This is a genomic window from Kitasatospora sp. NPDC034023, assembly GCF_055575795.1.
Genome location: NZ_JBVIRY010000031.1, coordinates 26,619 through 48,113, shown reverse-complemented (window position 1 = coordinate 48,113; position 21,495 = coordinate 26,619). Strand labels below are relative to the sequence as shown.

Sequence of the window (21,495 nt, the reverse complement as noted above, 5' to 3'; positions counted from 1 at the left end):
CCGCCCGAGATCCCCGACCCGGACTCGGACCCCGGAGTCCACCCCTCCACGGTCAGGATCCAGGTCAGGCCTGGGGGCCGGCGACGACCACGGTCAGTGGGCAAGGGAGACCGCGAAGGGCCGGAAGCCGTGTCGGCGCAGGATGTGGGGAACCACGAGGATCATGGCCTCGGTGGCGCGGGCGGTGGTGACGTCGCCGAGGTCCTCGATCCATGCGGGCTGCCAGCCCAGGTCGCCGAGCAGGCCGGTGACCGTCTTCTTCGCGGGTTCGTCGTTACCCGACACGTAGGCGGTCGGCGGGGTGGCCAGGGTTTCGGGGGCGGTCATGACCATGAACAACATGGTGTTGAGGGTCTTGACCACACGGGTGTCGGGGAGGGCGGCCTGGAGTTGCTCGGCGAGGCTGCTGCCGGGGTAGCACAGGTCGCCGGGCAGGCCGTCGTCGGCGTCGCGGGTCGCGTTGGAGACGTCGACCAGGATCTTTCCGGCGAGTTCGGCGCGCAGATCGGTGAGACGGTCCAGGGTGCTGTCGCCGGGCGTCGCGTTGATCACGATGTCCGCGGTGCAGGCGGTGGTGCGCTGGTCGGCGAAGGCGATCTGTGGGGCGATGTCGGCGGCAAGGGCCGCGGAGGTCTCTTCCGGGTTCCGGACGCCGAGGGTGACGTGGTGTCCGGCTGCGGAGAGCTTGCCGGCGAGGTTGGCGCCGACGCGGCCGGCGCCCAGGATGCCGATGCTGGTCATGAGGTGATGCTCCTTGCGGTGTGAGGTGGGTGGAGCGGAGGTGCCCGGTCAGGCGATCGGCGACAGGACCTTGAGGGCGGCGGTGTGGATGCCGGGGGCGGCGGCCAGGAAGTCGCGGCTGCCCGTGTTCCAGGGCTCGCCCGCCAGGTCGGTGACGGTGCCTCCGGCCTCGGAGACCAGCAGCGCACCGGCGACCAGACCGGAGCGAACGTCGGAGAACTGCCAGAAGGCGTCCGTGCGTCCGGCCGCGACGTGGATGAGCTGCATCGTGGCGGGAACGGACACGCGCACGACCAGGCCGTTGATGAGCATGGCGGTGACCGAGTCACCGATCCGCCGGAAGGTGCGCTCGTCCTCGCCGGGCCTGGCCTGGCCGGTGCCGACGAGCGCGGCGCCCAGATCGGTCTTGGCGGACACCTTCAGGGGCCGCTCGTTGAGGCGGGCACCGCCGCCGGCGACAGCGGTGTAGGTGTCGTCGGTCAGTGGCAGGTGGACGACGGTGAGCACCGGCTGGTTGTCACGGACCAGGGTGGCGGTCACGGCCCAGTCGTCCATGCCGTGAACGTGGTTGATGTTGCCCTCGGCGGGGTCGACGACCCACCACTCCCCCGACGGGAGCGCACCGCCGGCCAGCTCGTCCTCGGCCCACTGTGATCCCCGCCGGGCCCGCAGCAGCGGCTCCCGCAGCACGTCCAGCACCGCGTCGTCGTTGGCTTGGATCTCGGCGACGACCTCGTCCAGACTCACGCCCCGGGCGTGCGAGGTGTGGCGGTCGCGCAGGGTGAGGCCTGCGGTCCTCACCGCGGCGGTCACCTCGGACAGGAGCGTCGTGTCGGCGGCGAAAGGCATGGCTGTGCTCATGGTGGGCTCCCTGGATTCGATGTGTGCGGCGGCTTGTCTCGCGCCTGCACTTCGAAGGTAGGCCCCTCAATCATTAACAACAAGTGCATGCTGTTCAGTCATAGAGTTACTGTCATGCAACTGGATCTGAACCTGCTCACAGCCCTGGACGCACTACTGGAAGAGGGCAGCGTCGCCGGCGCCGCAGCACGCCTCCACGTCACCGCACCGGCGATGAGCCGCTCCCTGGGCCGCATCCGCAAGGCCACCAGTGACCAGATCCTGGTCCGCACCGGCCGCAGCATGGTTCCCACCACCCGCGCACTGGCCATGCGCGCCCAGGTCCACGGCCTCGTACAGCAGGCCCACCACCTTCTCTCCGCGCAGCAGGAACTCGACCTGGCAGCTCTGGACCGGGTGTTCACCGTGCGCTGGCACGACGCCCTGACCGCCGCCTGCGGCACCGCCCTGATCACCGCCGTCCACCGCCGGGCCCCCGGCGTCCGGCTGCGCCTGTCCGCCGAACCCGGGACGGACGACGCCGAGCTGCGCCGGGGTGAGGTCGACCTCGAATCGAGCTCCAGCGCTCCGACGCTCCCCGACATCCGCCACCGCCTCGTCGGCAGCGACCGGCTGGTCGTCGCCGTCCGACCGGACCACCCCCTCACCCACGGCCCGCTGAGCATCGAGCGCTACGCAGCCGCCGAACACCTCACCGTTTCGCGACGTGGAAGCCTGCGCGACCCGATAGACGACGCCCTGACCACCCACGGCCTCGAACGACGCGTCGTCGCCGCCGGACCCACCGCCGCCTTCGCCCTGCAACTCGCCCTCGACACCGACCTGGTCGTCACCCTCCCCGACGCGGTCACCCGCGCAGCCCGGGAACGACTCGGCCTGGCCACCCTGCCGCCGCCACTCCCGCTGCCCGACGTCCCCCTGTACCTGCTGTGGCATCGGCGCTACGACGACGACCGCGCCCACACCTGGCTGCGAGACCTGGCCACCAGTACCGTCCAGGCCCTGTTCACACCACCGACCGCCTCCCGGCAGCCCCTCACCGACCGGACCGGGCAGTGACGGATGCGCCCGGGAACAGGCCGCCGGGCAGCCTGAGTGATGGTGGGCCGGGCGGCCGTCTCGTGCTCCAGGACACGGTCAGTCCTCGCCCGGCCCACCATCACTGTGGCGTCACCGGCGACCTGTCACGGCCGCCTGGGCTCAGACCGTTGCCCTGAGCGTCACCTCGACGTTCCCACGGGTGGCGTTGGAGTACGGGCAGACCTGGTGGGTGGTCGCCACGAGCTGGTCGGCGGTGGCCTGGTCGAGGCCGGGCAGGTGTGCCGAGAGCGTGACGGCGAGGGTGAAGCGTCCTTCGTCCAGGGCGAGCAGGCTCACCGTGGAGGTGACGGTGGACGCACCGACGTCGACCTTCTGCCGGCCTGCGATCAGGCGCAGCCCGTTGTGGAAGCAGGCGGCGTAGCCTGCGGCGAAGAGCTGCTCGGGGTTGGTCCGGTCGCCGCCGGGGCCGCCCATCTCCTTGGGGACCGCCAGGACTTCGTCGAGCACCCCGTCCAGGGAGCGGACCTCCCCGTTCCGGCCGTCGCCGGTCGATATCGCCTCGGTGGTGTAGAGCACGGACATGCTTGTTCCTTTCACGGGTGCCACAGATGGGGGTTGGGTCTTCGGTCGCCCACCGCGTGCGCATAGTGGGACAGGTTTCTTGAGACGCGCCGTCGTCAGCGGCCTTCCCTGACTGTCCTGATCGGGCGGCATCGTTGCCGCCGGCCAGGGAGGGGATGACGACGACTACGAGACCGGGCTGGTGTCAGCGATCGGTTCCGGTCCGGGTGTCCTATCTGCCGGGGGCGTCTGTTCGCCCGGGGCGACGGCTTGAGCGAGCAGGGTCAGCGCGGCCTGCGAGGCCGAACCCGCCGCCGCGGTGACCGCCACGATTCGCTGTCCCGGCCCGTCCGGGACCGGCATGGCCTGCTGGGTGACGTCCACGGCTCCGACCAGGGGATGGCGCATCCGGTAGGTCGCGGTGTCCCAGGCCCGGACCGGGTGCGCGGACCACATCGCGGTGAACTCGGCACTGTGCATGACCAGTTCGCCGATCAACGCGGCCAGCATCGGATCGTCGGGGTGCCGGCCGACGGTCATGCGCAGCCTGCCCACCACGTCCCTGGCCTTCTTCGGCCAGTCCTCGTACAGCTCGCGGGTGTGGGCATCCAGGAAGACCAGGCGGGCGGTGTTCGGACGCCTGTCGGGATGCTCGGGGCTCCGGTAGTCGAGGTGTCCGGCGAACAACGCATGCCCCGCGCGATTCCACGCCAGCACGTCGCTGCGGCGGCCGAGCACGATGACCGGGGTGTCCCCGAAGGCGCCGATCAGCTGTCTCGTCGTATCGCTGACGTGCTCCGGCGCCTGCCGGCGGGTTCGCTCGTTGCCGCCCTTGTGCCACGCTCCTGCGAGATCGTGCAGGTGGCGGCGTTCGGTTCCGTCCAGGCGAAGCGCTCGGGCGATCGCCTCCAACACCTCCGTCGACGCGTTGAGCGACACCCCCTGCTCCAGTCGCGTGTAGTAGGACTCGCTCACACCCGCCAACCGCGCCAGCTCGTCGCGGCGCAGTCCCGGCACCCGCCGCTCCTCGTCGAACATCCGCAACCCGACGTCCGCGGGCTGCAGTTGCGCCCGGCGCGTCCGCAGGAACCTCCCCAACTCTGATCTGCTGCTCATGGATTCGAGTATGGCCACGCGCGACCGCGCCTGCCTGCCCCTGTCAGTGTCAGGCGGGCCGGACATCGACACCGCCGGATGCCGGGACAATCCGAGGCGCCGGCCCGGGGTGCCCCGCCGCCGAAGAGGCCTTCGCCTGCTCGAGCGCGCCTGGGCCTCGCCCCGACACCTATCCCGGCGTGGGCGACACCGTCCGGGAGAGCCACGCCTGGATTGCTTCCGCCGTCGTGGCCGCGTGCTCCTCGAGGACTGAGTGGTGGTCACCTGGCACTTCGCCGGCTCGCAGGCGCAGTGTCGGAATGGTCGTCTCCTCCTGCCGGTCCAGAAAGATGCGGGTATACGCGCCCATCGCCGCGAGACCGGGCTCGTCGAGCCTGATCGCGCTGCGGACCGGCAGTTCGGTGAGCCATTCCTCGTCCCGGACCGGGTGGGTGTCCACCAGCACCACCGCCTCGGCACCGACTCGTTCCGCGACGGCTTGCGCGACCAGGCCGCCGGTGGAGCGGCCCAACAGCACCACCGGTCGGTCGAGCCGCCTGATCGAGGCGGCATGTGTCCGGACGAGGGCCTCCACGTCCTCCGGCACGGGGCCGCCGTCGTACCCCGGGTGCGAGAGCAGCCACATGCCCGGCAGATGCCGGGCCAGGAGGCCGTACTCCCCAGGGGGTGAGGCAAAGGCGGGGAAACAGACGATCGCCGGGCCTTCGCCGTCGCTGAGTCGCTGTGGGGCGGCGGAAGGGAGCGTTGCCGCCGACGGCAGCGCCCACGACGCGGAGACGAGCAGGTGCATGGCCTCTCGAGGCCGGCCCAGCTCACACAGCTTGCGGTACAGGTACGCGAGCGTCCCCGGGGGCGGCGGCGGACGCAACTGCTCGGCGAGTGCCCTGGGCGTGGGAGCTTCGAACACCGCCGTAGCGGGGAGGCGTAGGCCGGTCCGTCCCTCCAGGCGGTTGCGCAGCTCGATCGAGGTCAGTGAGTCGAATCCGAGGTCGAGGATCGGGGTGTCCGGTTGCACGTCCGGGTAGCTCAACACGGCGGCGATCTCGGCGCGCACCGTCTCCAGCAGGTTTGTCGGCGGGGTCGGTTCCGGCGTGGTCCGTGTTTTCGGCCGGGGCGGGCGGTCGAACTCGATCGGGACCAGAACCGGCTCGTCGGTGCCCAGCGCCGCCTCCAGGAGTGCCACGCCCTCTGCGGGCGTGAGGGGCACCAGGCCGGGATCAGCGGTCCGGTCGGCCATCATCCCGATCGTCCACGGGCCCCAGGCCAGGGAGAGAGCGGGGAGCCCCAGTCGCCGCCGGTGGCGAGCGAGCTCGTCCAGGTAGCAGTTGGCCGCCGCGTAGTTGGCCTGTCCGGCGTGACCGAGTACACCGGCCGCCGAGGAGAAGAGCACGAAGGCGTCCAGTTCTCGATGTGCGGTCAGCTCGTGCAGGTGCCGGGCCGCTTCGGCCTTGGGGAGCCATACCGTATCCATGCGCGCCGGGGTCATCGACGCCAGGATCCCGTCGTCGAGCACCCCGGCGGTGTGCACGACGGCCCGCAGGTCCTCGATCGAGTCGACCAGTGCGGCCAGGGCCTCCCGGTCGGTGACGTCCAGGCGCGTCTCACCGCTGCGGCTGGCGACCACGACGCGCACTCCCTTGGCTCGCAGGTGGTCGGCGACCGCCTGGCCCAGCGCGCCGCCACCGGTGACCAGAACGGTCCCGCGCCAGGTGAAGGCGCCGCCTGGCACCGGGACCAGATTCGCGCGCTCGGGCACGATCTCGGTCCGCCCATCGCTGACTTCGGCCAGGGTGAACCGGCCGGGGTGCTCCGTCTGCGCGACCCGGATCAGGCCGGCCACCGCCGCCCCGGCCAGGTCGGCCGGACGTACCAGAACGGTGAGGTGCTCGTGATCGGCCTGCAACTCCCGCAGGGTGAGCGCCAGGGCGTCGGGGGCGTCGCCCGGCGGCACCTCGAGGACCTGGCCCCGTGGCCGGCCGGGAACCCGGTGCCACTCCGGGCGGAACAGCGTTCCCCGGCCGGTTCCGGTCGCACGCACGGTGAGTGATTCGACGTACGCCACCGGCCGGCCCGTCTGATCGGTCGCGGCGATCCGCCCCTCGTGGATGCGGACTCGCAGACCCGTGGCGCCCCGCGCCAGCAGGTGCACGCCGCGCAGGGCGAACGGCACCCCGTCAGTGAGCAGCCGTGCCGGGTGCAACGCCGCGTCGAACAGGGCGGGGTGCAGCGCGAACCGCCCGGCGTCCGGGAACTCCCCGCGCACCTCGCCGAAGAGTTCGTCGCCGCGGCGCCACATCCTGCTCAGCCCTCGGAACGCCGGTCCGTAGTCGGCATGCTCGACTTCGAGCTCCTCGGCGTCCGGCGGGGGCCACTCGCCGATGTCCACCTGCGGCGCGGGCCGAGAGTCCAGTCGGCCGCTGGCACAGCGGACTCCGTTCGCGTGCACCTCGAACGGCCGCGCGCCGTCGGCCTCGGGGCGGACGACGATCTCGGCCCGCCGCGTCCGGGGCAGGCGCATCGCCGTGTGCAGGACCAGTTCGTCGACGGTGCCGCAGCCGGCCCGCTCCCCGGCGTACAGCACCAGCTCCAGGATCGCCGTGGCGGGCACGATCGCCGTCCCGTCAACGACGTGGTCGAGCAGCCACACCGGGCTGAGGTCGGCGATGCACACCACCTCACCGGAACCGGGCACGATCACGGTCGACTCGATCAGCGGGTGCTCGGTGGCGCGGTCGAGCCAGTAGCGCTGCCGGTGGAAGGCGCGGGTGCCCCGCAGCCGGCTCGCTGCCTGCTCGGGGTCGGTGGTGGAGATGACACCCTCGACGAGTGCGCCCAGCGTGTTGCCCGGGCCCAGTTCGACCAGGGCCGCGCCGTCGACCATGGCCACGTGGTCGGCGAAGCGGACCGTCTCGCGCACGTGCCGCACCCAGTAGTGCGGATCGTCCGGGCGGGCGCCGATGATCGGAATGAGCGGTGGATGGTACGTCAGGCTCCGTGCCACCTCCGTGAACTCGGCCAGAACGGGGTCCATGAGAGGAGAGTGGAAGGCGTGGCTGACGGTGAGCCGCGTCACCTGCTCGAACCCGGCGGCGATGGCCAGCACGTCCTCCTCCGGGCCGGACACGACGACCGAGTCCGGTCCGTTGACGGCCGCGATCGCGGTGCGAGGAGTCAGCCTGATCTCGCTCTCGGTGGCCCGGACGGCGACCATGGCGCCTCCTGCCGGCAGTTCGCGCATGAGCCGCCCGCGGGCAGTGATCAGCCTCGCCGCGTCGGGCAGCGACAGCACGCCCGCCACGTGAGCCGCCGCGATCTGCCCGGCGGAGTGCCCGATCAGCGCGTCCGGGCGGTATCCCCAGGACTCCAACAGGCGGAACAGTGCCACCTCGTAGGCGAACAGGGCCGCCTGGGCGATGTCCGTACGGTGCACCAGGTCGGTGTCGATCGCCTCGCGTAGCTCCGGATCCAGCTGGGCGCACGCCTGCTCGAACGCCGCGGCGAACACCGGGTACCTGGCGGCCAGGTCCCGTCCCATCCCCCGCTGCTGCGCCCCCTGCCCCGGGAAGAGGAACGCCACCCGCAGTTGCTCGTACTCCTCGACGATCACATGCGCGTTGGTCCCCGAGATCCCGAAAGCCGACACTCCGGCACGGCGCGGACGGTTCTGCGCCGGCCAGGGCGTCCGCTCGGTGACCAGGCGAAGTGCACCGGCGGACCAGTCGACGTGCGGGGTCGGCTCGTCGACGTTCAGCGTGGCCGGCACGGTGCGGTGCCGCATCGCCATCACGGATTTGATCACGCCCGCGACCCCGGCGGCTGCCTGGGTGTGCCCGAGGTTGGACTTGACGGTACCGACCAGGACCGGAGCTGACCGGTCCTGACCGTAGGTGGCGAGCAGCGCGGCCGCCTCGATCGGGTCGCCCAGGGCGGTGCCGGTTCCGTGGGCCTCGACCACGTCCACGTCGGCGCCGGTCAGCCCGGCATCGGCCAGCGCCTGCTGGATCACGGCCGCCTGGGCCGGCCCGCTGGGCGCCGTGAGGCCGTTGGACGCCCCGTCCTGGTTGATCGCAGAGCCCCGCAGCAGGGCCAGGATCGGGTGACCGTTGCGCACCGCGTCGGCCACCCGCTCAAGGACCAAGAGCCCCACGCCCTCCGACCAGGCCGTGCCGTCGGCAGCCGCGGAGAACGGCTTCACCCGTCCGTCCGGGGCCAGGCCGCGCTGCCGGCTGAACACCACGAAGCTGTCCGGTGTGGCCATGACAGTCGCACCGCCCGCCAGGGCCAGGTCGCACTGGCCGCCCCGGAGGGAGTCTGCCGCGAGGTGCATGGCGACCAGCGACGAGGAGCAGGCCGTGTCCAGGGTGAGCGCCGGCCCGTGCAGACCCAGGCTGTAGGCGATCCGTCCGGAGGCCACACTCCCCGCCGCACCCAACGCGATCTGGGACTCGAGCTGGTGCGCAGCGCCCCGGAAGCGACTGCCGTAGTCGTTGTACATCAGGCCGACGAACACACCGGTGTTACTGCCCCGCACCGACTCGGGCGCGATGCCCGCCCGCTCGAACGCCTCCCAGGCCGTCTCCAGCAGCAGTCGCTGCTGCGGGTCGGTGGCCAGGGCCTCGCGCGGCGACATCCGGAAGAACCCGGCGTCGAAGTCGGCCGCGTCCGCGAGGAAGCCCCCACGCGTGACGTAGCTGGTGCCCACATGGTCAGGGTCCGGGTGGAACAACTCGTCCAAGGGCCAGCCCCGGTCCGTGGGGAACCCCGTGATCGTGTCCTGGCCGGCGGCCACCACCCGCCAGAGGTCCTCGGGGCAGGTGATCCCGCCGGGATAGCGACACGCCATGCCCACGATCGCGATCGGCTCGGTGGCCTTGCGGGCGGGCGGCGGCGGGTCGGCGGCCCCGCCGGCGAGGTAGTCGGCCACCGCGCGGGGCGTGGGGTGGTCGAACACCAGGGACGGCGGCAGTGCGACACCCAGTTCCGCGCCCAGCCGGTCACGCAGTCGTACCGTGCCGAGCGAGTCCAGACCGGCTTCGACGAATGGCTGGTCCGCCTCGGGTGACAGGCCGGTGATCCCCGCGGCCTCCCGTCGGACCACGTCGAGCAGGTACTGGAACCGGACCCGTTTCCGCACCGGCTTGCCCGAGGAGGTCAGCGGAATCCGGCTGACCGGGCGGACTGCCTCCGGCACCCGATGCGATGGCAACCGGCGACGGCAGAAGGCGAGCAGCGTCGCCGGATCCACGTCGCCCACGACGTAGGCGACCGGCACCTCACCGAGCACCGCGTCGGGCTCACCCACCACGACCACGTCCCGGACGCCCGGACAGCGAGCCAGCACCCGCTCGATCTCGACCGGGTGGATGTTCTCCCCGCCCCGGATGATCATTTCGCCGGCTCGCCCGGTCACCACCAGACGGCTGTGCTCCTCGCGGCCGAGGTCTCCGGTGGCGTGCCACCGATCGGCACCGGGCATCCTCAGGTGGATCTCACCGTCCACGAATCGGGTGTCGATTCCGGGCAGGACGACGCCGTCGATGGCGATCTTTCCGGACGTCTCCGTGCTGCCGTAGCCGTCGTGCAGTTCACGGTCGAACCTGCGGCGGAATCGGACCCGCAGCTCTTCCGGCAGCGGGGCCCCGGCCGACAGACACCTGGGCGGCAGCGGAGCCCCGACGTCCAGGAGCTGGGTGAAGACCGTCGGCACGCCGCCCAGTGCGGTGAACGGTGTCCGGCGAAGCAGGGCGGCAGCCCGGTCCGCCGTGAAACGGTCCATCACGTAGGCACTCGCGCCCAGGGCCAGGACACCCACCACGCACATCGAATGCCCGAAGGCGTGGAACAGCGGCAGCGGCCAGAGCAGGTGGTCGTCGCCGGACATGCCCAGCAGTCCCCGGTAGGCGTGCTCCGCCGACCGGAGCCAGGCTCCCTGCGTCGACAGCACGCCCTTCGGGTCCCCGCTGGTCCCGGACGTGTAGTGGAGCCAGGCGGGCTCGTCCGGCTCGAGGTCGTCACGTGGCTGCGTCCGGGTGGGCGCGAGCAGGTCGTCAACGGTCACCACACCGGTGCCGGCCACCCGCCGTACCTGCGCCAGGTGTTGGCGGTCAGTGACCACCAACCCGGCGCCGCTGTCCTCCAAACGGAACCGGAGCTCGTCGTCGCCGCTTCGCGGGTCGAGTACAACGCCGACGGCGGCCGCGCGGCAGACGCCGAGGGTAGCCGCGATGGCGGTCCCCCCGCTGCCCAGGTACAGCGCCACCCGACTGCCGCGATCGACAGGGAGGTTGCCGGCCACCCGGGCAGTACGGCGGGCGAGATCACCGTAGCTCACCGCGTCCTCGGCATCGGCAAAGGCGATCTTGTCTTTGAGATCCGCTGCGTGACGGAGGATCAGCTCATGCATCTTGCACCTCGGCAGTCGGTCACGACGTTCGGCTGAAGTCGGGCATCAGGGTCCTGCCCATGGTGTGGCCGCGGACTCTTCCCTGCCGGCGACGGCACGAACAGAAAGCGGGTACAGCCCTTGTCCGCACCCCACCGCCACGACAAGAATTCGATCTACACCGGGCTCCACAGATCCCCGAAGTCGAGGCGCCTCGGAACGAGGAGCCACCATCCCCAGAAGGGCCTCATCATGACCGTCCTCAAGCGCGCACTCGGAACCGCCCTTGCCGCCGGCGCCCTCCTGCTGACCGTCGGCGCACTGCCGGCCGGCGCCCAGACTGCCGTCACCGGCCAGGCCCTTTTCGTCGGCAACGCTTTCAGCGGCAGCCCGTTCGCCTCGAACATCACCGCCTACAACAGCGCCTACGCCCAGGCCAAGGCAGCGGGCTACACCACCGCCCAGTGTTCGCTGACCCGTGCTCCGATCGCCATCCGGATCGGCCCGACCCTCTGGCAGTCCAGCGCGGTGGTCACCTGCAACGCCTGACGAACGACGCCTGACGAACGACTGCCGACGCACCCGGTTCTCCTGCCCTGCGGCGGGCTCGACCGGAACCGCTGCGGCCGCTCACGGCTGGGGCCTCCCGATCCCCGGGAGGCCCCAGCCCGTCAACCCGTCAGTGCAGGTCCGTCCCGAAAACACCACACCCACAAGCTCGTTGACATTCACGCACACCATGCCAACGATGGCCATCACCACCGATGACGGGGCAGAGCCGATGACGGGACAGAGCCCCTCTTCTTACCGACCCGGGGAGTGCGCTCCTCGCCATCTGACTTAGCGTCAGAAGCGGAGCTTTTCCGTGAGTTCATGCTCTCCGGCGCCGCGCCTGCCGGTGTGGACCGGGGTCAGTGCAGTCGGGTGATCAGTGCGGCGCCTAGTGGTGTCAGGGTGTGCTGGACCCGGTTCAGGGAGCGCAGGGTGGTGATCAGGCCGGCCGCGCGGAGTACGGCGGTGTGCTGACTGGCGGCAGCCGAGGATATGCCCACGCGTTCGCCCACTTCGGTCGTGGTGGCGCTGCTGGAAAGTGCAACGAGTACGGCGGCGCGGGTGCGGCCCATGAGGGCGTGCAGGGCGCCGTTGCCTTCCTCGACGGCGTCCCAGATGGAGGAGGAGCGGCCCCAGTCGATGGGGATGGGATAGAGTAACGTGGGGCGGTCCTGGCCGAGGTAGCGGTCGAAGAGGATCGGGGGGCGCGCAGCGAGGAATAGCGAGGGGGCCAGCCACAGGCCCTCCGACCCCAGTTTGACGTCCTCCCCCTCCCCCGGGACCTCCAGTACCGGCGGGTCCCACCGGATGGCGCGGTGGAGTGAGGTGAACATCTGATCCCACCCTCCACTGAGTACGATCTCACTGCGGGCGGCGCGGTCGGCGGCCAGGCGCCGTTCGATGCTCGCCCAATAGGGGGCGATGGCGATCTGACGGAAGCTTTCCAGATCAGCTGACAGGCGTGACTGGGTGGCGGCTTCGGGGGCGTCCGGGTCGCCTTGTAACAGGGTCTGCACGACGTGGTCGAGGTCCGGGAGCGGTCGCAGTGCCTGGGCCAGTGAGATCATGCGGCGGATGTCACTTCTGCCAGCGGTTCTCTTGCGCCAGGCCCGGAAAGCCTCTCCGCCGACTCCGGTACTCAAAACGTCGAGCGCCAGGAGCGTTTCTCGTATCTGCTCGATATCGATCAGAAAGCGAGTGCTCGCCAGACTTTCCGCCGTAAAATGAATGCGCCGCATTGTTTCCCCCGCGTCAAAGCCGACCAATTGGCATAGCGCGCCCCCGCCAGCCGTGTTACGCGAGGTCAGGCTATCAATGGTTCATTCTTCTGCACACGGAATCCTATCACGAACCGAACTGAATTCCAGATTCCGTTTTCCGAAGGACCGGGACTGACTTCGGGGACGGGCCCGCGGGGAGGTCGGGACGGGGATGGCCCGGATTTCAGACGGTCCGCCGGGATCAGCCGACGGTCGGCAGCCAGGCGGGGCGCCGGGCCTCGTGGGCAGAGATCAGACCGCCGTGCTGCAGCACCGCCTCGATGGCGTCCTCCCCGCGCAGCAGCATCCGGCGGCCGCGCTCCTCGACCTCGAACTGCCAGCACGTGCCGCCCAGTCGCAGCGTGCACTCGCGCAGGTCTACGACCACCTCCAGGCCGGGGTGGGCGGCAATCTGCCCGGCGAGCCGGCCGAGCTCCGCGTAGGGGAGGTCAAGCGGGAGCAGTCCGTTGTTCAATGCGTTGCGCCGGAAGATGTCGCCGAAGCCGGCCGCCACCACGACCCGGAAACCTCCGTCCTTGAGTGCCCACACCGCGTGCTCGCGGGAACTCCCGATACCAAAGTCGCGGCCCGCGACGAGCACGCTGGCGCCCTGGTTCTCCGGGCGACCCAGGACGAAGCCCGGCTCCTTCCGCCAGTTGGCGAAGAGGGCGTCCGCATAACCGCTCTTCACCACTCTGCGACAGAACTCCGCAGGCACGATCTGGTCCGTGTCGATGTCGTCGCGGGCCAGTACGACGGCGCGCCCTGAATGTATTTCAAAATTCATCACGAAAACTCCAAAACGGCTGGGTCAAATCGGTGTGCTGCTGGTCACCGGATATCCGCCGGAACCGCGAGGCGGCCCGCGACGGCGGTCGCGGCCGCGACCTGCGGGGAGACCAGGTGGGTGCGCACGCCGTCCCCCTGGCGGCCCTCGAAGTTGCGGTTGGAGGTCGAGGCGCAACGCTGGGCACCCGTCAGACGATCCTCGTTCATGCCCAGGCAGATCGAGCAGCCGGGCAGGCGCCATTCGGCGCCGGCTGCGAGGAAGACCTCGTGCAGTCCCTCCTGTTCGGCCTCGGCGCGTACCGTCATCGAGCCGGGGACAACCAGCATCCTGGTGTTCTCGTGGACGGTTCGGCCGTCCAGGACGGCGGCGGCGGCCCGCAAGTCCTCGATGCGGCCGTTGGTGCAGGAGCCGAGGAAGACCACGTCGATGGGCAGTGAGCGCAGTTCGGTGCCGGGGGTCAGGTCCATGTACTCCAGGGCCCGGCGGGCAGCGGCGCGTTCGCCGGGATCGGTAAGGTCGTCGGGTGCGGGCACGACGCCGGAGAGCGGGACCACCTGGCTTGGGTTCGTGCCCCAAGTGACCAACGGGGTCAGGTGGGAGACGTCGATGGTGACGGTGCGGTCGAACGTGGCGCCGCGGTCGGTGCGCAAGGTCTGCCAGTACGCGGTGGCCTGCTGCCAGGCGGATCCGGTCGGGGTGTGCCGGCGGCCGGCCAGGTAGTCGATGGTGGTGCGGTCGGGGGCGATCAGGCCGACTTTGGCGCCGGCCTCGATGCTCATGTTGCACAGGGTCATCCGGCCCTCCATCGACAGGGCTTCGACCGGTTCGCCGCGGTACTCGATCATGTGGCCGCGGGCGCCATTGACGCCAATCGCGCCGATCAGCGCGAGGATCATGTCCTTGGCGCCGACCTCCGGCGGCAGGGCGCCGGTGAACTCCACAGCCATCGTGCGCGGCCGCTCCAGGGTCAGGCACTGGGTGGCGAGAACCTGTTCCACGTCGCTGGTGCCCACGCCGAAGGCGAGGGCACCGAAGGCGCCGTGAGTGGCCGTGTGGCTGTCGCCGCACACCACCGTCATGCCGGGCTGGACCAGGCCGAGCTGGGGTCCGACGACGTGCACGATGCCCTGGCGGGCGTGGCCCAGGCGGTACAGCTCGACGCCGTACTCGGCGCAGTTGGTCCGCAGGGTCTCCAACTGGAGGCGGCTGACGGGGTCGGTGACCTCCTGCGATGCGGTGGGCACGTTGTGATCCTCGACGGCGAGGGTCAGCTCCGGGCGGCGCACGGTGCGCCCGGCCAGGCGCAGCCCGTCGAAGGCTTGGGGTGAGGTGGCCTCGTGGGTGAGGTGCAGGTCGACGTAGAGCAGGTCGGGTTCGCCGTCCTGGGCGTGGACGACGTGGGCGTCCCAGAGTTTGTCGGCGAGGGTGGTGGGGCGACTCATCGGTCCTCCGGTGCGAACGGCGGGGTGGGAGTCCGGCTTGGGCGTCAGAGCCCGGTCTCGGCGGGCAGGAGGCCCGGTTTGGTCCTGGCCCGGGTGCGCTGTTCGAAGGCGTAGGCGAGCCGGAGCAGCACCGGTTCGCTCCAGGCCGGGCCGGTGAAGGTGATGCCGAGCGGGAGGGAGAGGGCGGTGCCGGCCGGGACGGTGATCGCGGGGTACCCGGCCAGGGAGGCGGGCCCGGAGCTGCCTCCGAGGTAGAAGTCGCCGTTCAGGTAGTCGATCTTCCAGGCCGGGTTCCAGGTGGGCATGACCAGGGCGTCCAGGCGGTGTTCGGCGAGAACCGCGTCCAGGCCGCGGGTGCGGGCCATGTCCCGGGTGTCGGCGAGGGCCTTGCGGTAGCGCTCGGAGGTGAGGTCGCCGTCGGTGGCGGTGTCCACCATCTTCAGGGGGGACTGGTCGAAGTAGCGCAGTTCCTGGCCGGCGTGCTGCTCGTTGAACGCGATGAGTTCGGTGAGGCTGCGCGGGTGGTCGCCAGGGGTGCTCGCGAGGTAGCTGTCGAAGCTGTGCTTGCTCTCGTAGAGGGCCACCGTTCCGGGGGCCTCGGCGGTGGCCATCTCCTGGGCAGTGGGGATGTCGGCCGGGTCGACCAGGATCGCACCGGCCGCTGCCAGAGTGCGCAGGGCCTGTTCGGCGACGGCGTCGGCGTGGCTGCTGTAGCCGAAGAAGACCTGCCGGGGGACGCCGATACGGGCGCCGCGCAGGCCATCCGGGTCCAGGTGGCGGGTGTAGTCGGACTGGGTGTGGCCGACGGCGGCGGCACTGGCCGCATCGCGCGGGTCCGGCCCGGCGATGACACCGAGGACAGCGGCGGCGTCCGCGACGGTGCGGCACAGCGGGCCGATGGAGTCCTGGGTGGGCGAGCAGGGGATCACGCCGGCCCGGCTGGTCAGTCCGACGGTGGGCTTGAGGCCGACGACGCCGTTGACGGCGGCCGGGCTGAGGATCGAGCCGTTGGTCTCCGCGCCGATCGCGACGGAGCACAGGTTCGCGGAGACGGCGACGGCGGGCCCGGCGCTGGATCCGCTGGGTGAGCGGTCCAGCCGGTAGGGGTTGCGGCACTGCCCGCCGCGGGTGCTCCAGCCATTGACCCGGGTGACCTCGCTGCCGGCCCACTCGGTCAGGTTGGCCTTCCCGAGCAGGACGGCGCCCGCCGCGCGCAGCCGGGCGGCGACGGTGGCGTCCTGGGCCGGGCGGGCGCCGAGCAGGGCGAGCGAGCCGGCGGTGGTGTGCATCCGGTCGGCGGTCTCGACGACGTCTTTCAGCAGGACCGGGATGCCGTGCAGCAGCGGGTGGCGCAGCCTCCCGGCGCGTCGTTCCTCGTCCAGGGTGCGGGCCTGCGCGATGGCATCGGGGTTGGTCTCCAGGACGGAGCCGAGGGTGGGGCCGTGGCGGTCGAGCCGTTCGATCCGGGACAGGTAGTAGCGCACCAGGTCGACCGAGGACAACAGCCCACTGGACAGTGCTTTCTGAAGGTCGGTCAGTGACGCTTCCTCCAGACCTGGCCGGTCGGGCGACTCCTGGAGGAAGGGGTCGGGGCCGGTGGTGTTCGGCTCCGGTGCGGCAAACGCCCGGCCGGCCTGGGCCAGCGCCGGGGTGACGGCGAGGGCGGTGCCGAGACCCAGGGTGGCTCGACGTGTCAGTCCTGCGGTCCGGTAGGACACGGGACGGGCTCCTGTCAGCGAGACGGCACCGTGACCTGTGCACGGCGCCCACAGCAGAGTCTCACCGCCGCCCGTGTGCCTCCAAGAACTTCACAGCTGCCTTAATCACGCTGGTTGCACGGCCTCCAGATAGGTCAGCACGGCGAGGACGCGGCGGTGACCGGCGCCCTCCGGGCTCAGTCCCAGCTTGCCGAAGATGTTGCCTACGTACTTGCCGACCGAGCTCTCGGCCAGGCGCAGCCGCTCGGCGATGCCGGTGTTGTGGTGGCCCTCGGCCATCAGGGCGAGCACCTGCCGCTCGCGTGGCGTGAGCAGTTCCAGCGGTTGGTCGCCTCGACACCAGGCCATCAGCTCGCCGACCACCTCGGGATCGAGGGCGGTGCCGCCCTCGACGACCCGCCACAGGGCGCCCAGGAAGTCCTCGACGCGGCCCACCCGGTCCTTGAGGAGGTAGCCCACGCCGGAGGCGCCGTTGCTCAGCAGTTCGCCGGCCACCAGGCGGTCGACGGACTGGGAGAGGAAGAGCACCGGGAGCCGGGGGATCAGGCGGCGGGCCTCGGCCACGCCGCGCACGCCTTCGTCCCGGTAGGTCGGCGGCATCCTGATGTCGACCACCGCGACGTCGGGGCGGTGGCGCAGCAGGGCGGGGGCCAGTTCGTCGCCGTCGCGCACCGTCGCGCAGATCTCGTGCCCGGCTCCGCCGAGCAGGGCCGCGAGGCCCTCCCGCAGCAGGGTGTTGTCCTCCGCGATCACCACACGCACGGAAGTCTCCGTTCCACAAAGCCCGGCGGGACGCCCAGGGCTCCTGCGCACTCTCCGGTGCCCCCGTTGCACGCAACCGAGGATCAACCTACCACCTACGTCCACAAACTGACGGAGCGTCGTCAATACGTACCGACATGGTGGTGGTGCCTGGTGTGTCGCTGGTGGTGCGGGCCCCACCCCGGTTGGGGCACACGCCCCACTGACCCGGCACCGGGTCGCGGGCGACCCTGATAGCGGCGACTCGCCCGGGTGGGTCGAGTTGCGAACTCCCTTTCCTCGAACGCCTGAAGGAGTGGCTCGCCCGATGCCAGGCTTCCGTTTGCGCCGCCGGCTGGCCGCCGCCGTCCTGGTCTGCGTGGCAGTGCCGGCCACGGCCGGCTGGGCCGCCGGCGACAGCCAGAACGCCGTCACAGGCCCGCCGGTGGGCACCAGCGCCTGGCTGGCCGACCACTCCCTGGGCCGGAAGCTGCCCGCCCCGGACACCACCCCGGTCTCCGAAATCGCCGACTTCACGGGCACGTTGAGCCCGACGCAGCAGGCGTCCCTGGCCGAGCGCCACCCGCTGGTGGTGGGCAGTCTCGACGGCGCTCCCGTCGAACTGCGCTACCGCGCCAACGCGCTCGCCCTTCGCCGGGAGCGCGACCAGCAACGGGCCGAGGCCGACGACGGCGCCCTGCCGGCCCGGGAGCGGGAGCAGGCGGCGACGCTGACCGACCGGTACGCCGAACTGCTCGCGAAAGACGGCCAGTACCTCGCCTTCGACCCGCGCGGGCGCGGCCAAATCACCGAGGTCTTCGGCGACCTTTCCACCGCGGAGCGCGTCGCCGTCGTCGTCCCCGGATCGGACATCGACCTTGCCACCTTCGACCAGGGTGGGGATCCGTACGCCCGCACCGCCGGCCAGGCCCGCGCCTTGCGTGAGGAGATGGCCCGCCAGGCGCCCGCAACGAGGGTCGCCACCATCGCCTGGGTGGGGTACACCACCCCGGTCGGGGTCGGGGTCGACGCCGCCACGACCCGCCTCGCCGACCTGGGCGCGCCCCGGCTGCGCCGCTTCCTGGAGGGCCTGGCCGCCGTCAACTCCCCCGCCCCGGCGCTGATCTGCCACAGCTACGGCTCGGTGCTGTGCGCCAAGGCGGTGGACGGGCTGCGCCCCGGCCTGGTCGCCGACCTGGTGGCGGTGGCAAGCCCGGGCATGCACGCCGACAGCGCCGCCGACCTGGGGACCAGTGCCCGGGTGTGGGCGGTGCGCAACGACTCCGACTGGGTCGGCGACGTCCCCAAGTTGGAACTGCTCGGCCTCGGCCACGGCCGCGACCCCACCGATCCCGGTTTCGGGGCCCGGGTGGTCTCGGCAGAAGGAGCCGACGGGCACGCCGGCTACTTCGTGCCCGGCACCGAATCGCTCGCCAACTTCGCCCGCATCATCCTCGGTTCGTACCCGTCCGTACGCTGTGCCGCCACCCTACCCGCTGAGGACTGCCGCCATGACCTTGACTGAACCGGCTGTCACCCGCCCCTCCGTCCTGGAGCCGCTGCGCTCCGTCGTCCACCGGATCGAGATCACCACTCCGCTGGACCGCGACCGCGGAATCGACGGGCTGCGCGCCCTGGCCCTGCTCTCCGTCCCGCTCGGGCACTGGCTGCTCGGCGGCTTCACCGTCGACGACGGCGGTGCCCTGCACAACGCCAGCCCGCTGACCGCGATGGGCTACCTCTCCCCGGTCAGCTGGGTGCTGCAGATGCTCGCCATCTTCTTCCTGGTCGGCGGCTACTCCTCAGCGCTCTCGCTCGGGCGCACGGTCGGGCGCGGTGAGGACACCGGGGACTGGATCCGACGCCGAATGGTGCGGTTGGGCCGCCCGACCCTGGCCGTGACCGCGATCTGGGCGGTGCTGCTGGTCGCGCTGCGCCTGCTCGGGGTACCCGGGGACTCGCTGCACACCGCGGCCACCCTGGTGATCCAGCCGCTGTGGTTCGTCGCGGTGTACGCCGGGCTGACCACGCTCACACCGCTGTGCCGGGCGGCCGCCCGGAGGGCGGGCTGCTGGTCAGTGCTGCCGCTGGTGGCCGTCGTGGCGGTGGTGGACCTGCTGCGCTACGGCCCGGCGAGCGACGCCGTTCCGTCCTGGATCGGGCTGGTCAACCTGGTGCCCGGCTGGCTGTTCGGCTACCAGCTCGGCGTCTGCTGGAGCGAGCGGCGCCTGGGCCGGCCGGGCGCGCGGCTCCTGCTGGTGGCCGGGATCGCACTCTTCACCGTCCTGCTGACGCAGTTCCACTACCCAGCCAGTATGGTCGGCGTGCCCGGCGTGGAGCGCACCAACTCCCACCCGCCGTCCCTGCTGGTGATCGCGCTGGCGTGCGTGCAGTGCGGGCTGGCAGTGCTGGTACGCGAGCGCCTGGGCCGGTTGCTCTCGCACCCGGGGCTGTGGAGCACCGCGGTGGTGCTGAACCTGTCCGCGATGACGGTCTTCTGCTGGCACCAGAGCGCGATGTTGTCCGGCGGCCTGTCCGCAACCCTGGTCGGCGCCGTCCCCGGGCTCACCACCAGCCCGGACTCGCCCGGGTGGGCGCTGGCCCGGCTCTGCTGGATCCCGCTGTTCGCCGTCGCGCTGATCGCGATCGGCCTGGCGACCCGGCGGTTCGAACAGCCGTGGACGGGCGTCTCCACGGCCCAACGATCGACTGCGGTGGTGCTGAGCCTCGGCTTCGTCGGGTACGCCCTGCTCGGTTAGTGTCCCCGGTCTTGCGCCGACTTGCCGACCTCTCGAGCGTACGCCTCTCAATCCTCTGTCAGGACGAGCGTCTCCCTCGGCCTGCCCGCCATGGCTCGACGATGGCACAACAACGGACCGTGTCACTGGCGGGCGAGCATCTCGGCCACCTGGAAGGCGAGGTCGAGGGACTGGCGGTGGTTCAGGCGGGGGTCGCAGGCGGTCTCGTAGCGCTGGTGCAGATTCTCGGGCAGCAGTCGGTCTCCCCCGCCAACGCACTCGGTCACGTCGTCGCCGGTGAGCTCGACGTGGATGCCGCCGGCGTGGGTGCCGAGCTCGCGGTGGACCTGAAAGAAGCCGCGGACCTCGTCGACGACGTCGTCGAAGCGACGGGTCTTGCGCCCGCCCGCGGTCACGGTGTTGCCGTGCATCGGGTCGCAGAGCCAGCCCACCTGCCGGCCCTCGGCGCGGACCTTCTCCACGATCGGCGGCAGCAGGTCGCGAACTCGGTCGGCGCCCATGCGCACCACGAAAGTGAGCCGGCCGGGCCGGCGCTCGGGGTCGAGGCGCTCCAGATAGGGCAGGACGGTCTCGGCGGTGGCCGCGGGGCCGAGCTTCATCGCGATCGGGTTGTTGATCCCGGCGAAGTAGGCGACGTGCGCGCCCTCCAGGTCCCTGGTGCGCTCGCCGATCCACAGCAGGTGCCCGCTGGTCGCGTAGCGCCGGCCGGTGCGCGGGTCGGTCCGGGTCAGGGCCTCCTCGTAGTCCAGCAGCAGCCCCTCGTGGCTGGCGAAGAACTCAGCCTCTCGCAGCTTCTTGTTGGGGCCGCCGCAGGCCCGCAGAAAGCGCAGCGCCCGGTCGATGCCATCAGCCAGCTCCTCGTAGCGGCGCCCGACGGCGGAGTCGCTGACGAAGCCCCGGTTCCACTCGTGGGCCTGGTGGAGCGAGGCGCTGCCGCCGCCGGCGAACCCGCGCACCAGGTTGAGCGTGACCGCCGAGGCCTCGTACATCCGCCGCATGCGGTGCGGGTCCGGGCGGCGGGCCTCGGCGGTGAAGGCGAGTCCGTTGACCGCGTCGCCCCGGTACGCGGGCAGGGTGACGCCGTTTCTGGTCTCGTCCGGCTGGGACCGCGGCTTGGCGTACTGCCCGGCCAGGCGGCCGATCTTCACCACCGGCACGCCGCTGGCGTAGGTCAGCACCACCGCCATCTGCAGCAGGGTTCGCAGCTTGCCGGTGACCGCGTCCACGGTGAGAGCGTCGAAGGTCTCGGCGCAGTCACCGCCCTGGAGGACGAACGCCTCGCCGCGGGCGACGGCCGCCAGGCGCTCGGTCAGCCGGTCGCACTCTTCGGCGAAGACAAGGGGCGGCGCGGCCGCAAGCGCGGCGGTCACCTCGCGCAGCTGCGCCTGGTCGGGCCAGCTCGGCTGCTGAGCCGCCGGAAGTGATCGCCAGGCGGCGCCCGGCTCGTACTGCGGAATGAGGTTCATGGTGGCCTTCCACTGGAATCTGGCGAATGGGGAAATCGCAGGGGTCCGCCCATTGCAACCCACTGC

General features: G+C 71.2%; 15 protein-coding genes. 4 read left to right on the top strand and 11 right to left on the bottom strand.

Annotated elements, in window-relative coordinates; all coding sequences use genetic code 11:
- Positions 1 to 93 precede the first annotated feature (93 nt).
- Positions 94 to 741, bottom strand: coding sequence for an NADPH-dependent F420 reductase (locus ACZ52R_RS32425; protein ID WP_465622171.1), 648 nt, complete (start codon positions 739 to 741; stop codon positions 94 to 96).
- Positions 742 to 789: 48 nt separating this feature from the next.
- Complete coding sequence (locus tag ACZ52R_RS32420) at positions 790 to 1,602, bottom strand: inositol monophosphatase family protein (protein WP_465754631.1); 813 nt, start codon at positions 1,600 to 1,602, stop codon at positions 790 to 792.
- 114 nt (positions 1,603 to 1,716) lie between these two features.
- On the opposite strand from ACZ52R_RS32420, the gene ACZ52R_RS32415 reads away from it, so the two are divergent.
- Positions 1,717 to 2,661, top strand: coding sequence for a LysR family transcriptional regulator (locus ACZ52R_RS32415; protein WP_465754630.1), 945 nt, complete (start codon positions 1,717 to 1,719; stop codon positions 2,659 to 2,661).
- Between the two features lie 141 nt (positions 2,662 to 2,802).
- Here ACZ52R_RS32415 and ACZ52R_RS32410 read toward each other — a convergent pair whose 3' ends face one another.
- From ACZ52R_RS32410 to ACZ52R_RS32400, 3 genes are all read right to left on the bottom strand, one after another.
- Positions 2,803 to 3,225 carry an organic hydroperoxide resistance protein gene (locus ACZ52R_RS32410; protein WP_360507392.1) on the bottom strand — a complete coding sequence of 141 codons (423 nt, stop codon included), beginning with the start codon at positions 3,223 to 3,225 and terminating at the stop codon, positions 2,803 to 2,805.
- A gap of 165 nt (positions 3,226 to 3,390) precedes the next feature.
- The gene (locus ACZ52R_RS32405; RefSeq protein WP_465622177.1) at positions 3,391 to 4,320 is read right to left on the bottom strand and encodes a helix-turn-helix transcriptional regulator; all 930 of its coding nucleotides are present in this window, start codon (positions 4,318 to 4,320) and stop codon (positions 3,391 to 3,393) included.
- A 169-nt stretch (positions 4,321 to 4,489) separates the two neighbouring features.
- Positions 4,490 to 10,723: a beta-ketoacyl synthase N-terminal-like domain-containing protein gene (locus tag ACZ52R_RS32400; RefSeq protein WP_465754629.1), complete on the bottom strand. Its 6,234-nt coding sequence runs from the start codon at positions 10,721 to 10,723 to the stop codon at positions 4,490 to 4,492.
- A 231-nt stretch (positions 10,724 to 10,954) separates the two neighbouring features.
- Between ACZ52R_RS32400 and ACZ52R_RS32395 the strand changes: the two genes are divergently transcribed.
- Complete coding sequence (locus ACZ52R_RS32395) at positions 10,955 to 11,251, top strand: hypothetical protein (RefSeq protein WP_465754628.1); 297 nt, start codon at positions 10,955 to 10,957, stop codon at positions 11,249 to 11,251.
- A 362-nt stretch (positions 11,252 to 11,613) separates the two neighbouring features.
- Here the strand turns inward: ACZ52R_RS32395 and ACZ52R_RS32390 are convergent, their stop codons facing one another.
- The 5 genes from ACZ52R_RS32390 to ACZ52R_RS32370 form a co-directional block, all read right to left on the bottom strand.
- A complete protein-coding gene (locus ACZ52R_RS32390) occupies positions 11,614 to 12,492 on the bottom strand; it encodes an ArsR/SmtB family transcription factor (protein ID WP_465754627.1) in 879 nt (292 codons plus the stop codon).
- Between the two features lie 223 nt (positions 12,493 to 12,715).
- Positions 12,716 to 13,300, bottom strand: a complete 585-nt coding sequence (leuD, locus tag ACZ52R_RS32385; protein WP_465664567.1) for a 3-isopropylmalate dehydratase small subunit — start codon at positions 13,298 to 13,300, stop codon at positions 12,716 to 12,718.
- Positions 13,301 to 13,344: 44 nt separating this feature from the next.
- The gene (gene leuC / locus ACZ52R_RS32380; protein ID WP_465622187.1) at positions 13,345 to 14,745 is read right to left on the bottom strand and encodes a 3-isopropylmalate dehydratase large subunit; all 1,401 of its coding nucleotides are present in this window, start codon (positions 14,743 to 14,745) and stop codon (positions 13,345 to 13,347) included.
- A gap of 44 nt (positions 14,746 to 14,789) precedes the next feature.
- On the bottom strand, positions 14,790 to 16,463 hold the full coding sequence (locus tag ACZ52R_RS32375; RefSeq protein WP_465622189.1) for an amidase: 1,674 nt from the start codon (positions 16,461 to 16,463) through the stop codon (positions 14,790 to 14,792).
- Between the two features lie 105 nt (positions 16,464 to 16,568).
- Positions 16,569 to 17,225 (bottom strand): response regulator transcription factor, encoded by a 657-nt coding sequence (locus ACZ52R_RS32370; protein WP_360507414.1) that lies wholly within the window; start codon positions 17,223 to 17,225, stop codon positions 16,569 to 16,571.
- Positions 17,226 to 17,532: 307 nt separating this feature from the next.
- Between ACZ52R_RS32370 and ACZ52R_RS32365 the strand changes: the two genes are divergently transcribed.
- Complete coding sequence (locus tag ACZ52R_RS32365; RefSeq protein ID WP_465754626.1) at positions 17,533 to 18,729, top strand: alpha/beta hydrolase; 1,197 nt, start codon at positions 17,533 to 17,535, stop codon at positions 18,727 to 18,729.
- A complete protein-coding gene (locus ACZ52R_RS32360; protein WP_465664533.1) occupies positions 18,716 to 19,963 on the top strand; it encodes an acyltransferase family protein in 1,248 nt (415 codons plus the stop codon). Before ACZ52R_RS32365 ends, ACZ52R_RS32360 begins: the two co-directional genes overlap by 14 nt.
- 122 nt (positions 19,964 to 20,085) lie before the next feature.
- Here ACZ52R_RS32360 and ACZ52R_RS32355 read toward each other — a convergent pair whose 3' ends face one another.
- The gene (locus ACZ52R_RS32355; protein WP_465622194.1) at positions 20,086 to 21,429 is read right to left on the bottom strand and encodes a class II 3-deoxy-7-phosphoheptulonate synthase; all 1,344 of its coding nucleotides are present in this window, start codon (positions 21,427 to 21,429) and stop codon (positions 20,086 to 20,088) included.
- Positions 21,430 to 21,495 lie beyond the last annotated feature (66 nt).

Excerpts from the sequence above, each read along its gene's own strand:
- ACZ52R_RS32425 (WP_465622171.1), bottom strand. The coding sequence starts at position 741 with ATGACCAGCATCGGCATCCTGGGCGCCGGCCGCGTCGGCGCCAACCTC.
- ACZ52R_RS32420 (WP_465754631.1), bottom strand. The coding sequence starts at position 1,602 with ATGAGCACAGCCATGCCTTTCGCCGCCGACACGACGCTCCTGTCCGAG.
- ACZ52R_RS32415 (WP_465754630.1), top strand. The coding sequence starts at position 1,717 with ATGCAACTGGATCTGAACCTGCTCACAGCCCTGGACGCACTACTGGAA.
- ACZ52R_RS32410 (WP_360507392.1), bottom strand. The coding sequence starts at position 3,225 with ATGTCCGTGCTCTACACCACCGAGGCGATATCGACCGGCGACGGCCGG.
- ACZ52R_RS32405 (WP_465622177.1), bottom strand. The coding sequence starts at position 4,320 with ATGAGCAGCAGATCAGAGTTGGGGAGGTTCCTGCGGACGCGCCGGGCG.
- ACZ52R_RS32400 (WP_465754629.1), bottom strand. The coding sequence starts at position 10,723 with ATGCATGAGCTGATCCTCCGTCACGCAGCGGATCTCAAAGACAAGATC.
- ACZ52R_RS32395 (WP_465754628.1), top strand. The coding sequence starts at position 10,955 with ATGACCGTCCTCAAGCGCGCACTCGGAACCGCCCTTGCCGCCGGCGCC.
- ACZ52R_RS32390 (WP_465754627.1), bottom strand. The coding sequence starts at position 12,492 with ATGCGGCGCATTCATTTTACGGCGGAAAGTCTGGCGAGCACTCGCTTT.
- leuD (WP_465664567.1), bottom strand. The coding sequence starts at position 13,300 with ATGAATTTTGAAATACATTCAGGGCGCGCCGTCGTACTGGCCCGCGAC.
- leuC (WP_465622187.1), bottom strand. The coding sequence starts at position 14,745 with ATGAGTCGCCCCACCACCCTCGCCGACAAACTCTGGGACGCCCACGTC.
- ACZ52R_RS32365 (WP_465754626.1), top strand. The coding sequence starts at position 17,533 with ATGCCAGGCTTCCGTTTGCGCCGCCGGCTGGCCGCCGCCGTCCTGGTC.
- ACZ52R_RS32360 (WP_465664533.1), top strand. The coding sequence starts at position 18,716 with ATGACCTTGACTGAACCGGCTGTCACCCGCCCCTCCGTCCTGGAGCCG.
- ACZ52R_RS32355 (WP_465622194.1), bottom strand. The coding sequence starts at position 21,429 with ATGAACCTCATTCCGCAGTACGAGCCGGGCGCCGCCTGGCGATCACTT.